This is a genomic window from Microbulbifer epialgicus, assembly GCF_041447265.1.
Taxonomy (GTDB): Bacteria; Pseudomonadota; Gammaproteobacteria; order Pseudomonadales; family Cellvibrionaceae; genus Microbulbifer; species Microbulbifer epialgicus.
The window spans coordinates 1-14,966 of record NZ_JBGMEK010000011.1; the positions used below are offsets into that span (position 1 = coordinate 1).

General features: G+C 47.5%; 5 protein-coding genes and 1 pseudogene. 1 reads left to right on the forward strand and 5 read right to left on the reverse strand.

Annotation, left to right across the window (positions count from 1 at the left end; translation table 11 throughout):
- Nucleotides 1–163 (forward strand): annotated as a pseudogene (locus ACCI49_RS07090) (IS5/IS1182 family transposase); the annotation flags it as partial.
- 701 nt (nucleotides 164–864) lie between these two features.
- On the opposite strand, the gene ACCI49_RS07095 reads toward ACCI49_RS07090, so the two are convergent.
- The 5 genes from ACCI49_RS07095 to ACCI49_RS07115 all read right to left on the reverse strand — a co-directional run bounded on the left by ACCI49_RS07095 (nucleotide 865) and on the right by ACCI49_RS07115 (nucleotide 14,878).
- Nucleotides 865–1,347 carry a GFA family protein gene (locus ACCI49_RS07095; RefSeq protein ID WP_371838259.1) on the reverse strand — a complete coding sequence of 161 codons (483 nt, stop codon included), beginning with the start codon at nucleotides 1,345–1,347 and terminating at the stop codon, nucleotides 865–867.
- A 341-nt stretch (nucleotides 1,348–1,688) separates the two neighbouring features.
- Complete coding sequence (locus ACCI49_RS07100; RefSeq protein ID WP_371838260.1) at nucleotides 1,689–9,326, reverse strand: hypothetical protein; 7,638 nt, start codon at nucleotides 9,324–9,326, stop codon at nucleotides 1,689–1,691.
- A 97-nt stretch (nucleotides 9,327–9,423) separates the two neighbouring features.
- Entirely contained in the window at nucleotides 9,424–9,681 is a 258-nt protein-coding gene (locus ACCI49_RS07105; RefSeq protein ID WP_371838261.1) for a hypothetical protein, read from the reverse strand.
- 200 nt (nucleotides 9,682–9,881) lie between these two features.
- Nucleotides 9,882–9,992: a DUF2768 family protein gene (locus tag ACCI49_RS07110; protein ID WP_371838262.1), complete on the reverse strand. Its 111-nt coding sequence runs from the start codon at nucleotides 9,990–9,992 to the stop codon at nucleotides 9,882–9,884.
- Nucleotides 9,993–10,462: 470 nt separating this feature from the next.
- Nucleotides 10,463–14,878 carry an RHS repeat-associated core domain-containing protein gene (locus ACCI49_RS07115; RefSeq protein ID WP_371838263.1) on the reverse strand — a complete coding sequence of 1,472 codons (4,416 nt, stop codon included), beginning with the start codon at nucleotides 14,876–14,878 and terminating at the stop codon, nucleotides 10,463–10,465.
- Between the last annotated feature and the right edge of the window lie 88 nt (nucleotides 14,879–14,966).

Below are 14,966 nucleotides of genomic sequence, written 5' to 3' on the forward strand. Positions count from 1 at the left end.
CAGAGTTGAGCATGTATTTGGTTCTATGGAAAATGAACAGGGAGGAATGTTCGTTCGAACTATAGGACTTGCGCGCGCCAATGTTAAGGTTGGCATGATGAATTTGGTTTACAACATGCGTCGATTTGTCAGTTTATACAGTCGAATTGCGCCCGCAGCATGAAGAGTGGGATAAAATGGATATGAGTTTTACTTGGAATTACTATAAAACACACTAACTATCAATATTTATCGAATAAGCTCAGTTTTACAACTAAAACTCAACCATAAAATAGCACTCCAATAATTCGTAAATTTATCTCCGAATTTATAGAGATGCCCTACTGATAAAATTACATACCAAGCTAAAAAAACCGATACTGACTGTATCAATTCGAACATACCAAAAACCTTCAAAATTTCTGCTAAATTTCACAGTAGGTAATGGGGAAAATAGATAATTTAGGTCGCACTCTAAAGCGGAAGTTAAAAAATCAAGTTACTACTGGGTCAAAAGGAAAGAATACACTGCACTCGCGACGCGCTGTGAATACATCCCTGTAAGCTCCTAATCGGCATCCATGCTTCATACGATCCCGAGCGCAGTGTATTCTTTCCTTCCCCCTTTTTAGTAGCAGCACAGACATCCAAGCATACTCAGCATTAACCTACCGAAGTTTAGCGCTTAAATTTTCGAGCAACAGCAGTGTTCACCACTCGCATTAAATAGTGTTAATCCTATGGAAAACTATCCTGTGACCTGGAATAATTTGCTTTTCACTTTGGTCAGAATAGGTCCCTTCAACTGGCCAGTGGGTCATGCAGTTAATTCTGTAATGATATCTTTACGCGGAGCACTAGCCATGCTGCTCAGCAGATAGCAGGTTACAGGTTATGTCGCTTGTGCCACTCTGCTAAGGATTCATCGGGGTAAAAGTCAAACTTTTTATCTCCTTCACGAATATCCGCCTCAACCCAAGAGCTAGCAAACTGCAACATCATATGGGTACGTTGAGGTGGTACCGGTAATTCAGTATCAATAGCTGACGCAAAGGGATGCACCAGTTCAGGCCAACGGGAGTCCCACAACCAAAGGGCACTGCCACATTTTGAACAGAAATGGCGTTGTGCTGGACTCTTACACTTACGTCCAGTATCCGGATTCTCCACTTTGGCCTGGTAAACGGATAAATACTCCCTGCCTTCAACCCGTAATGAGTTAAAATCTCCACCTAAATTGATGGAATACCCTCCTCCACCAGCAGTCTTTCGGCAAATTGAGCAATAGCAGTAATTAAAGGGGTAAGGTTGGCCCGAGTTCAAGCTGAATCGCACCGATCGGCAGTGGCAAGAGCCCTGGAGTTCCACTATAAATCCTCCATTTCAGCTAGTTCATTGAGAAATAATGCTCTTCTTCCGGAAGCCTATGAAGCAGGCATACAGGGATGCCTTCACAACCTATCCGGAGAGTGGTTTCTACTTTGCCTCCAACCCTCTAGCACTTACACCAAAGGCTATTGACAATGTACTTTCCAGATTAGATCCGTGTGGTAAGTGTATCTGGGCTGGACAGACTGGCGACACAACACCCAAAGTTTATGACGCCAAGATAATGGAAGGGAAACCTGTTAGGCAGGAATAAGTGGAAGGTTCAAAATATGTAAAACTAAGTGGCCCGGTAATACGGGCCACTTAACTCTTTGGAATACCTACTGCCAAGCCTCACTTCGAGCCGCATTCAATTCGGCCTGCTGCTCCGCTGTGAGATTAATAATACCATTTTGCGGTACACCAAACGAAGTCATCAGCTCTGCCAAGGATAGTATATTAACCAGTGGCAACTGACTGCCAGACTCGGTAGTGATGATTTCAATCGCGCTTTCATTGGACTGCCAATCGCGCACTTGAATTTTTTCGGTCCCCGCAAGCAGATAAATATCCAGATGACTGCCATTAATAACCAGCCACAAATCTTCTGGAGCAATAGCGCCCTCTAGAACCAACATATCTGAAGAGCTACTACCAATATCAGTGATGGTATCGATTCCATCTCCGCGAGCGAAGAGGTAACTGTCATTACCCGGTCCCCCTTGAAGGATATCATTGCCCTCATTACCGCGGATGATATCTGCAGCGCTGGAGCCTATCACTGTATCGTTCCCTTTCTCTGCACTAATTTCCTCAATAGAATCGAGAACTGTGGTAGAGAAATCCAAGGTATTATTACCAGTAGTACCCTGAATTTTATCCACCCCTCCAAGGCCATTGATAAGTTCCACAGTAGTGGTGCCGGAGTAAGCAGACAGTCGAATCAGATCATCTCCAGCAGTCCCCCTTAATTCATCACTGCCTTCACCACCAGAATAGCGATCATAGCCAGTATCCCCAGGGCTGAGCAGGAATATATCATCCCCCCCCTCACCATAGAGATTATCGCTACCGGTGCCACCTTCTATAATATCTGCCAGAGCCGATCCATAGATAGTGTCGTTACCGGCATCCCCATGAATCAAAGCAATATTGATCAGGCTGGTATTGCGGAAGTCCAGGGTATTGTTAGCAGTACTGCCAGAAATTTTATTCGAGCCCTCTTTTCCATCAATGATTTCAAGAGTGGCACTACCGGAGAAGATGCTAAAGCGGAAATCATCATCCACATCACTCCCTAGCAGGGAATCACTACCCTCTCCGCCCTCGTAGCGCTCATAACCGCTATCGCCAGGGGTGGCTACAAAAGTATCATCGCCGCCATTCCCGTAGAGAGTGTCGCTGCCGCTACCGCCAGCCAAAAAGTCACCCTCATCAGTACCAATCAGCGTGTCACTTCCTTCACCGGCGTCAACTAAGGTAATACCTATCAATTTTGTAGCGCTAAAGTCTAGAGAGTTACTGACAGCAGTGCCGAGAATTCTATTTTTACCGGCTCCACCATCAATCTCTTCCAAAATATTAGCGCCAGTAAAACTACTGAAAATAAAATCGTCATCTTCAGTAGTTCCCAGCAGACGGTCATAACCCTCGCCACCACTATAGGTATCTGAACCAGTATCCCCAGTTGTGAATATAAAAGTATCGTCTCCATCACCACCGGACAGGTAATCACTACCCTGGCCACCAATTATGGTATCCGCCTGAGTAGTGCCATAGATGGAATCATTACCGGCTGCACCATCTATTTGAGCAATGCCCACCAATTCAGTGGCAGAGAAGTCCAAGGTGTTATTAGCATTGGTTCCCAATATCTTGTCAGTGCCGCCCTGGCCATCAATAACTTCCACAGAAGCATCACCGGCGAAAACACTGAAGATGAATGTATCATCGGACTCAGTCCCCAGCAGGGTATCGCGACCCTCGCCACCACGGTAGGAGTCCGAGCCTGTATCCCCTTCAGTGATACGGAAAACATCATCGCCGGCTTCACCGTAAAGGGTATCGCTACCAAGGCCGCCTTCAATGAGATCCGCATTATCGGAGCCGTAAATCACATCATGACCCGCGGCGCCATTAATCAGGGCAATATTGATAAGCTCAATACCACGGAAATCCAGGGTATTGTTTGCACTGGTACCCTGTAGCTGATTTACCCCTGCGCCTCCATCAATACGCTCCACAGTGGCTGAACCACTAAATATTAAAAGCGTGATGGTATCGTCGGAGGAACCTGCCAACAGCGTGTCAAATCCTTCGCCCCCATCAATTCGATTGGAACCCGTATCTTCACCACTCAATACAAAAATATCGTCACCAGCATTGCCATAGAGATTATCCGAACCGGCACTAACCAGAATTCGGTCCGCCTCCTGACTACCGTAGACGGTATCATTGCCGGCACCAGCATCAATCTCATTAATATTAGTGAGTTGTGTCTCGGAGAAGTCCAAAGTGTTATTGGCACTGGAGCCGAGAATTCGGTTATTGCCAGCGGCACCGTCTATAATCTCTACACGTGCATCGCCACTAAAAACACTCAGACGAATTTCATCATCGTTACCAGAGCCCAGTATCCGGTCAGCTCCCTCACCGCCACGGAACTGATCAAAACCAGTGTCCCCGGTGGTTAACACAAAAATATCGGCACCGCCATTCCCGTAAAGCACATCGGAACCAGTTCCCCCCTCAATCACATCCGCTGCGGCAGAGCCATAGACAACGTCATGGCCCCCCGCGGCATTGATGCGATCGATAGAAAGCAACTGGGTATCAGAGAAATTCAAGGTATTATTCGCGGAGCTACCGATAATTTGGTTATTGCCACCATCTCCATCAATGACCTCTACCGTAGCAGTACCTGAAAACGCACTTAAACGAAATTCATCGTCACCAGGTGTACCCAGTAACCAGTCATCGCCTTCACCACCACTGTAAATGTCGAAGCCAGTATCGCCGCTGGTCAACAGGAAGCGGTCATCGCCACCCTCGCCATATAATTTATCATTACCAACACCACCGACAATTTCATCGGCGATATTGGAACCATAGAGAATATCGTGACCTTCTGCACCATCCAGGCGGCCAATATTCAGCAGGCTGACATCGCGGAAGTCCAGGGTGTTATTGGCTGAGGTACCCAAAATCCAGTTAATGCCTTTACCACCATCAATAGCCTCCACCCGTGAGTCACCACTAAACACACTGAAGCGGAACCAATCATCACCATCTCCGCCGATAACCTGATCGAAACCAGTACCGCCATTAACGCGGTCGTTACCGGAATTCAAACCGTTGATATAGAAAATATCATCACCGGCATTGCCATAAAGGTTATCGTTGCCACCGTTGCCGATAATCTTATCGCTGGCAGAACTACCGTAAATGGTATCATGCCCGCCCAAGCCATCTATAAAGGCAATATTTAGCAGCTCGGTATTGGAGAAATCCAGGGTGTTATTCGCACTGGTACCGTAAATTGCATTGTAACCGCCAGCGCCATCAATACGTTCAACCGTGGAGCTACCACTGAACACACTGATACGAATGCTATCGTCTCCGCTACCACCCAATACCTGGTCAAAGCCCTCACCACCATCGAAACGGTCCGCACTGCCATCATTGCCTTCCACAATAAAGGTGTCATTGCCACCTTCACCGTATAGGGTATCGGCACCACTACCGCCGATAATGACATCATCACCCTCACCCGCGTAAATAGTATCGTGACCGCCCTTTCCATCAATGCGATCAGCTGAGTCACTCCCCTGCAAGATATTATTGCTATCGGACCCTTCCAGGGTGGTCTGAGATTCACCGGCAACAATTTCCCAGGCAAACTTGGCAAAATCCACTGGCTGCCCAGCGGGGTGACGAATCACCAGTAACTCATTACTGAAAGCACTGCCTTCCGATGAGATATCCGTAAACGTCAGGCTGCCACCACTAACAATAGATACCGAGTAATCGGGGTCTGGTGAGGGCAACAGGCTGAGGCTTGCACTGGCATCCACCAAACCCGCGCCATGGTTATCCAAGCGTACACGGTAGCTGGATTCCATTTCCGCACCGCCATTCACCGTCACTTGACTCACCAGGGAGTAGTTACAAATAAACAGCACCTGTCCGATCGTCTCGTTATCCCGGTTGATCAGGCTAACGCTATCCAACAGCTGACCGCTGTAGGCCGGATCATCGCTCTGGGCCGGTTGGAATACCAGGCTATAACCTGTATCGCCATCCACTGTGCAGTCATCTATACCCATTAGCTGGATTGTCTGCGGAGTCTGCCAGTTGTCATCAGTGAACTGCAGATAGTTGTCACCGAGGATTTTCGCTTCCGAGTTATCAGACACTGCGATATTCAAAGTCAGACTGGTATCTGCCTGAAGGGCCTTCTCCAGACTTACCTGTAACTCAGCAACAGTGGTTCCCGCCTCATCGGTTTCCAGGTCGGTCAGCGCCTGTACCTTGATAGGATTATCCCGCTCGGGCACCTCGATAGTGCAGCAGCCACTGGCTGTTACAGTGTTTTCACCATCGGTGATTTCCAACTCCAAGGTATAGGTACCCGGGAGCAGTTTAGACACATCCCAGCGGTATTGATCGGAGGTGCCATCCTCATCCTCAGCAATACCATCTGCAATCAGTGTTCTTCCACTCCCTTCATATAAATAATAAATAGCGATAGTGGCGCTACTGTCAGGATCACTGTCCTGCCACTGAATTAACAACTCCGCTTCACTAACAGTCACCGCACTATCGGGCAGAACCAGGACAATCTGAGGTGCATCATTAATACCATTTTCATTAATAAAAAATGCATTAACAGCACTCCAATCGCTGGCATCCCCCTTGGCATCCTCAGCGCGAGCGCGCCAGTAATAGTGGCTGTTGTCATTGAAATCAAAAGCCGGAGTCCACTGGGTTTCCGCCTGCACCTGGCTCGCCACTAACAGGGTTAAATCCTGATCGGAATACACTTCAAAACGGTATTGCACCGCATCCCCATCGGCATCGGTCACCGGATTCACTTCAAACAGCGGTCGCAAGCTTTCCACTACAGCACCGGAGCCAGGGTTTTGCAGGCTGGGTATTGGCGGCACAGTGTTATCGGTATCCACGCTAAAGCTGGCAGTTACCCAATTGCTCTCCACCTCACCGTCGCTGACTTTTGCGCGCCAGTAGTAAGTAATGTCTTCCTGCAAGCCCTCTGCAATCCAGGAGGTTTCGTTCTCCCCCTCACTAACAGCACCGGAAACCAGTGTCTCGCCGCTATCAAAACTGGCCAGGGTATCCAGTTCAAAGTAATAAGTGAGCGGTTGCTGTTCCGGGTCGGCACCATTGATCAAACGCAGTTCCACACCATTATTGGCAAGCCATTTGGACACAGTATCATTGGGAGACGCTACTACCGGCTCTGTAGGCGCATTATTTAGGGTACTGACCAGGAAGGACCCCAGTTCACTTTCTGTACGTAAACCATGCTCATCTTCTACCCAGGCCTTCCACAAGTAAGCGTTGTCTTCGACGAGGGGGTTTGGCACCTGCCAGCTGGTTTGGAAATTACCACCCGGTAGGAGGCCGGAAACCTGAGCACTGGGGTTATCCAGATCGGATTCATGGAATAGGTCGAATCCATAACTGAGCGTATCCCGATCCGCATCAAAGGCGTGAGCCACACTCAACGTTGGGCGTGTCTCTGCCACAATCGCGTCCAGTTGTGGGGCATTGATTGCCGGCGCAGTCGGCGCATCATTGGTAGTATTGATAAAGAAACGGCTGGCCTCCCAGTTAGAGGCAACTGGCACATCACCGCCATCGGCTTCCACCTGGGTAATCGCCCGTGCGCGCCAATAGTAGAGGCTGTTATCCACAAATACCTGACCGGATACCAAATCTTCAACAGCCACCGACCAAACTGTAGTATCAGTGCCCTCATCTAAAGTGGCGCTGGCGACTTTGGTCAGCATTGCCTCATCGGCATAGACTTCAAATTCGTAGGCAACGCTCAAATCCGCAGCATGTTCACCGTTGGTGATGGTTAGTACCGGCAGCAACGCAACGGCACCATCAAGGATTTCTCCATCAAACATCGGGCTAGTCAGTTGGGGCGCGCCAGGGGCCACTTCTGGCACTGTGGGGTCACTACCCGCCTCTTCTTCTTCCGCATCGGTGCGGCCATCTTCATCGTAATCGCCAGTGCCATCGCGATCCAGATTACCGAAATGCTCCATTTCCCAGGCATCATCGAGGCCATCGCCATCGGTGTCTGAAGAAGGATTAATTTTCATGTTAACAGTGCGGGCACTTGAGAGGGCACCATCGCTTGCGGTAAAAGAAACGATATAGTTACCCGCCTGGCCGATCGCCGGCTCCCAGCGGAAAATGCCAGTACCATCCCCGCCATCGGTAAAAATAGCCCCGGAAGGCAAACTACTTGAGGAAAGTTTTGGCACCGTGCCGTTGGGGTCGGAGGATTGCACCAGGAAACCGATCTGCCCGCCTTCATGGCCTGTGCGATCCAGAATCGCCTGAATCACCGGCGCCTGGGGCAATGCGACGGAATCGACAAAGTGTAGTGTATAACTATCGGTGCCATCGTAATCGAAGACATTAATAAAATAATCGAAGTCCACTTTATTAGACGCGCGTTTTTTCGATAGCCAATAATTATTTTTGTTCAGCTCGCGACCATCATCGCCTACTACCCGCTGTAACACTTTTTCCCCCGCATAGGGATCACTGACTTCGATATAACCAAAACCACCAACAGCATTGCCGCTCAAGCTGCGGGTACCGCCGCTTTCAGAGCCCAGGGAATAGGAAAGTGTGGTTACCTCGGCGCAGCTGCGACACAGAGTGAGGTCCGCACCGGTATTTTCGCTTTCGTATACCGCCAAGCCGTTATCACTACCGTAAGCAAGATAATCCAAAACATTATCTCGTCCCGGTAGATCCACCTGCACGTCTTTAATTAACAGGTGCGCATTAGTAGCATCAATCAGAGAAGTCAGCTCACCTCCCAGCTCATCGGCGTGGGTAAAACTGGCCTCAAAGCCGGTAAACTTCCCAGACAGGGAAGACTCCATCACCCAGCGACCCGCCTTCATTTCCTGAGAAGCAATATCGCCGAAATTAATTAACAAGCTGGGGCTTACCGGTTGGTTTTCCACAAAGCTATTGGTAATGGCAAAATCAATCGCCAAACCCTGCTCGTTATCCACAATTTTCGGTTGGGCGGATTCGATATTGACTGAGCGCGCAGTGCCATAACCGTTATTATCAATACGCACACCCAGGGTATAAGGCTCCGGGGCTTCTATTTCAGGGGTGAAGGCATCGTCCCCCACCACCTGCTCGGTAAGAAAGTAATCCAGCGTGAGCAGTGGCTGCGGTTTTACCACAATGGAATCCGGTGCTACCTGCACCACCTCTTCCTTACCCCCATAAGAGTATGACAGCGTGGCCCCGACAAAAAATAGCTCGCCGTTATCCGTCTGCCCGGCAGCATTGGCAGTAGGCACAATCAGCCAGCGGAACTCCCCCACCTTACCTGCACTAATCTCCCCATCGGTGACAGCGCCATCCTCACCGCTCACCAGAGCACCGACATTTTGGGTATCATCTATTCGAATAAAGAATTCTGCATCGCTATCCGCGCTGTCTGAAGTAGCGGTTACTCGATTACCCTCATCATCGGCAAAATCAACCGTAATACTGATATCTTCAATTGCGAAGGTATCCAGGCTATTGGTAATGCGCATAATGGCCTCAAAGCCCTGGCGCTCCAGTGTGAGCTCCTGCAGTATCTCTATGCGCACCTCAGCACAGAGCGCCTCATCTTGTGCCACTGCAACTACTGGTGTGCCCAATGCACAACACCAAACCGCAGTCCACTTTCCCCAATCTTGCAACATATTCTTTATTTCCAAATATTTTTCAAACTTTGAGGGCTCTTACCCTAATCAACGGCACAAGTCACTTTAAGCCGATTCGCCACAAACATAGCAATATCTATTTACAGGAACCTGACATATCATCCTGAAGCGATCTGGAGTAGCATCGAGTTGCCATATCAACCCCACCAATAATCAGGCCCACCACACTCCCCAAGGAGATCACAAACACCCAATGAGGAAGAAAAATGCCAAATTTTTCACTCACCGCTTCCAATAACCACAAGAAGCAGAAAAACATGAAACCACCCATAACAGCCAGCAGAAGTGTAAAGGCGAAATATAAATTATCTTTATCCATAAAAAGTTTTATCATTTTTACCACCCAAAGAAGTTATAATTTCCCACTTAACGTTCAGCACAATAGCTTTTTTCAAGCCTTTCTTCACAACTAAAAACCTTCAAACTAACTTCTACTCTTAGAAGGAAATGCCTGGTGAATAAGCTTGATTGAGAGTAGTAGAGGCAACACAGAAATCAAAAAGGCCCCCATCTTTACCCACTCCGGGACGAGATTCATAGAGCTATAGACCCACTCCACGAAAAGACCACCACAAAAAGAATCACTCCAGAGACAATAAAACAAACTAAAGAAATAATTTTCTTTCTCTGCCCCTGGAAACCCAAAAATCATCACCACATAAGAACAATGAAGTAAAACACTGCACCCAAAACGATCGAAAATCATCCAGGCACTACCCCCAGACAAGTGGATTCAGCACCAAATTAGCCTCATTCAAGAAAACTTCTATGGTATGTAGACATGAATAACGATTACAAAACAACTAGCTATCTTATAAAATATTTATTACTCATAATTTCAACCCCTAACATCCTCAATCAAAAACCTTTCTTATAGGGATCACTGCGCGAATTTAGCGGCAGTAATTCCGGATGCTGTTTATAAATGAGGCCCCTCAAATCAAGCATGAGAAGGCCTAACACTACACTCAACCTGCTTTCATAAATCTTCACTTCATCTTCACTGCAAATTATCTTTCACAATATCTAAAGTTGAACGAAGCTTTCTACTGCATTAAGCTTGAATATTGCATATATCTCTTGCAGCTTTTTCGTCATTAATCACCAGTAACACCTTAACACCTTTTTGCATTTTCTCTATCCCTACATTCTCGAACACACCTATCGAAATTGCCATCATCTAGCTCATCAAGACACTCCATAATACACTTATTGAGAATTTCTCCCTCCTCAACCTTCTCCTCATCTTCATCTTTATCGTATACTTTATCTGGGTTTGGAAGGTCATTATCTTCCCAATATTTATCTAGATCCTTATCAAAATCTGGAATTTCAAAGTCATCCTCGTCGCTGTACGGAAAATCATAATCATCAGAACTATCACCTATCGCCTCATTTAAAAAATCAGCTAATCCCTCTCCACAATTTACTGCCACACAAACAACCGCCGCGGCCAAAGCAATAAAAGCAGCGGGAACTGCCAAAGCAAGTTTACCCTCCGGATCATAAAACCTAAACGGATTCTGAAGCGAATAGCCATAAGGGTTAAGCCCCCCCCTTAACCCAATCCTATCTCTAGACAGATATCGAGCAACCTTATAATCGAAGTAACGAAATAAATTATAATAAAGCTCAGATTCAACATCGTAGTACTGCCCTGGGAATCGAAAATTATTCTCAGTAATTGCGGAAAGTATTTTCACTTCACCAAAAACAGTATAATGACCCTCCCAAACCACGACCCCTGTTTTATCAAGCATTCTCTGGGGCGTACCCAGATGATCATTTTGATAATAAAATACTTCACCAGTGGTTAGTCTTTGGAATAAGGGCTCTGTCATCCATGGCTTGCCCGGTTTAAAGTGATATTCCTTAATCAAGTCTCCAACAGAATCATACTCGGCAACCATACCTTCTTCGTTATAAAGGAAGTAAGTGGCACTTTCAGCTTCCTTATATATCCTCTGTCCATAGGGATTATATTGATATTTACCAACGGTAAGTTGGTCTTTGTCGACAGCAATCAGGCGTTCTTCATGATTATAGTGATAGTCCCAGGTAACACCGCCCTGTACTTTCTGAATGGTATGGCCATTATCATTGTACTTAAAGCTGGCACTATTATCGCCCGAGATAGCTTCCAATTGATTATGGTTGTTATAGCTGCTTTGAGACTTGGAGGCATCAAAGTCATTTCCGGTATTGCCATCCGCTCTGTGCCCATGGCTTGTACGATTACCAACGCCATCGTAGGTAAATCTCTCATCATTGGCTGAGTTTTCTAATGGATAATCTGCCTCTGTCAAGCGATATAGATTGTCATAGTCAAAGGTATATTCACCATGTTCAGAAGTAATTCTGCGGATATTATTTTCTAGATCGTACTCATAAACAGCTCGCGCTTTATCATTACCTGCACTATCTATAAGCACTCTATCTTTAACACGTAAAAAGTCGTCATAACTCAAGGTGATTCTATTGCCGCCTGGTAGGAGTAAAGTCTGAGGAGCCAGCCAGTGAAAATCCGTCCAGGCTAGTTGGCCCTCGCCGGGAATATGTACGGCGGCCAGCTGATTATTTTTATTGTAGAAATAAGTGTAGGTAATACCTTCTGGACTGGTATAGGTTTTTTTCTGGCCATTACCATAATAGCTGTAACTATAGGATTTGGAGAAAGCCACTGACTCGGACTGTTCTCCCTCGTCATAGTAGTCCACCTTGACGGACTCCAGGCGATTTAAACTATCGTATCTATAAGTCTCACCATGGCGAACAATATCGGCAGTAACATTAGCATTATCGGTACCTGGGTATTGTAGATAGCCCGTATACTGGGCCTTGTTATTGTAATAATAATCCACCACCTTGACAGGGTGCGCATTAGCCTTACTAGCAAAAACCTCCAGCCTAGCTAACCGGTTGGCATTATCATAGCCAAAAACACGCTTTTCCTGCTGGGGATTGGTGACCTCAGTTAAGTTTCCGTTACCATCATAACTGTAGAATAGCTGCTTATTAGTGCCAATAAAGTCATGTCTGGTCTCTGTTTTTAGGCGATCATTTTTATCATAGGTGTAAACTGTTAAACGCCCTTCCGGATCTTTAACCTCTAATAGGTTATCTCGAGCGTCGTACGTAAATTCTGTTTTCTTATCCCCACCATTAACTGGATCGATAATGGCAACTAAGCGGCTCAGGTGGTCGTAGTCATATTTATCTGTGTTTTTTAGCGCATCGATATCACTTCTGAGATTGCTGCCGAGATCGTACCCATAGCTGCGCAAGTATTCCTGATTATTGGCTTTTTGCTTGCTATGCCCGATTCGATCGCGCTTGTCATAACCCAATTCTTCCGCATAAGTAGGGTACTCAATTTTTGAAAGCAGGTTTTGCTGGTAGGTAAATGTGGTACGGTTCTGCTCGCCATCGGTGATAGCCCTTAAGCGATTCTGGCTATCATACTCCAAACCAGTGGATGCCCCTTCGGCATCGGTAATGATAGCGAGACGATCGCCCTTATCATAGTCCAGTTTAAGTTGGTTGCCGGTATTGTCAGTGGCAGTCAGGGGTAATCCAGAGGCATTATTGGTAATATTCAGACTAGTGCCACTGGCATCGGTCACTTTGACCAAGTCTCCAGCATCGTCGTATTCGTATAATTTACCTTGGCCATAAGGGTTAAGGCCTGACAACAGGTTGCCGACCGCATCGAAGTCTCTACTCCAGGTTTTTAGGCGCGCATCTAGTACAGTATGGGCATGGCCGTTTGCATCATAGTCTTTATACGCGGTCACTTGCTCGTCGGGACCGGTAACCTTGGTAATGTTACCGTAGTTATCGTACTCCCAGCTTGTAGTGGCCAGAACGGTATTGTCCGCTGTAGATTCGCCGGTGGTCTCACTTTTCAGTTGGCCGTATTGGTCATAAGTATAGCGCGTAGTACGCTGATCAGGTGTTCCCAGGGCTTCGGTAAGAGAGAGGCGATTCCCCTTGTCATCATATCCGTATTCGGTAATTACGCCGCGCTCGTCGCGCTTTTTCAGCGGTAGGGTGAGTTCGGTGTTCCATTCGGTAGTGGTGTAGCTGCCATCAGCATATTCAGTGCGGGTGATATTGCGGAAGGTATCGTAATAGCGTTTGGTTTCCAGGCCGCGGGCGTCAGTGGTGGTACTGCTGATAATTCTAATCGGCGCTGCATTCACATCGGCTATTAATTGGGTGCCACCAGCGTAGCGATATTGTTCGGCAAAGTCGTCTGCGGTTTTGTTATTAGAGTACTGATACTCAATCTGGTATTGCAGCTCTCCACTAATCAGTTTCTTTACCGGCATCCCCGCGGCGTTGTTCCAGGTTTCGGTCACTACACCGGAGTTATCCCGTTGGGTAAATTTGTAGGTTTTACTTTGGTTGTCATAGCTATGGCTATAGCTGATACCGGCCCCATCGGCATTATCATAGCCGTTGATATGGCCATCGGCATTGGTGGAGTAAGTGGTAACACGGCCGTTGGGGTCGGTCATGCTCTGTAAAGTGCGCTCACCACTGGAGAGTGTGCGGTACTGGTAGCTCCAGTTGTGGCCGCGCATATCGGTAACGGCGATTAGCTGGCGGTAGTTGAGAGCATCCCCACTGTCTTCGCCATAGTGATAGGTAACCGTGCGGCCGGTGTAGTCTTCCAGCTTTTTCAGTAGGTATTTGCTGACCTTCAGCCCGTTGACCCACTCGGTATATTCCTGCCAGTGGTAGCTAATTACGGTGTTGCCGTGGTGGTCTTTGACCGCTTTTACACGGTCGTCATTGTATTCCAGAGTAACCCGTACATTGTTTTTATCTTCGTAATATTTGAGCTTGCCTTCTTTGTAAAAAATCAGGTTGCCTTTTCTATCCCGCCAGGTGTAATCATCTCCGTCTTTGCTGATGGTTTGGCTGAGCTGTGTGTGATAATTGTCTCCATCGGGACTAATACAGTTGAGGACATCGGAACGGAACTTTTCCGGGCGGTAAGCTTGACCGTTGCGGAAAATATAATATTCATAGGGCTGCTTGCAGCCCAGTGTTACTTTTCCCTGCCTGGCTGCGAGTCCAAAGCGACCAGCACCGCCGCCACTGCCCGCTCGGAAAGTGCCCTTGCCGAAGTTTTGCAGGGCTCCCATTTTCGCTTCGGTTTCAAAGGCATTGAGTGCACCCCGATCCCCTAGACTGATCGTGGGTTTGAATTGGCTGTAGTCAATGATTGGGTTCCAGCGGCTATTCCATTCCCAGCCGTTGTGGGTCCAGCGACGGGTCATGCGTACATCGCCACCGAGGACCTTTACCCGCATATCTTCCAGGTCTTCCCGGTTGGCGGAACTCACTGCGCGGGGCGCGGCACCGTCGCTACTGATTCCGGGTTTGGCCAGTGCGTCGGGGGCCGCAAACAAAGTACAGAGGGAGACTGTGATGCCCAAGCACAGGGAGGTAAGCAACCTCCCATTTTTTTCCCATAATTTTGCCGCTAATCCCTGTGCGGAGTCCCCGGTAAAAAACTGCATGATCATTTCCTGGTCTTTTCTAAGGGCGGATACGGATATCCGCCAAAATATTCTGTTCTTGTGTTTCTTAAGCGCGGCTCTCCCTGGT

Excerpts from the sequence above, each read along its gene's own strand:
- ACCI49_RS07115 (WP_371838263.1), bottom strand. The coding sequence starts at position 14,878 with ATGCAGTTTTTTACCGGGGACTCCGCACAGGGATTAGCGGCAAAATTA.
- ACCI49_RS07100 (WP_371838260.1), bottom strand. The coding sequence starts at position 9,326 with ATGTTGCAAGATTGGGGAAAGTGGACTGCGGTTTGGTGTTGTGCATTG.
- ACCI49_RS07105 (WP_371838261.1), bottom strand. The coding sequence starts at position 9,681 with ATGATAAAACTTTTTATGGATAAAGATAATTTATATTTCGCCTTTACA.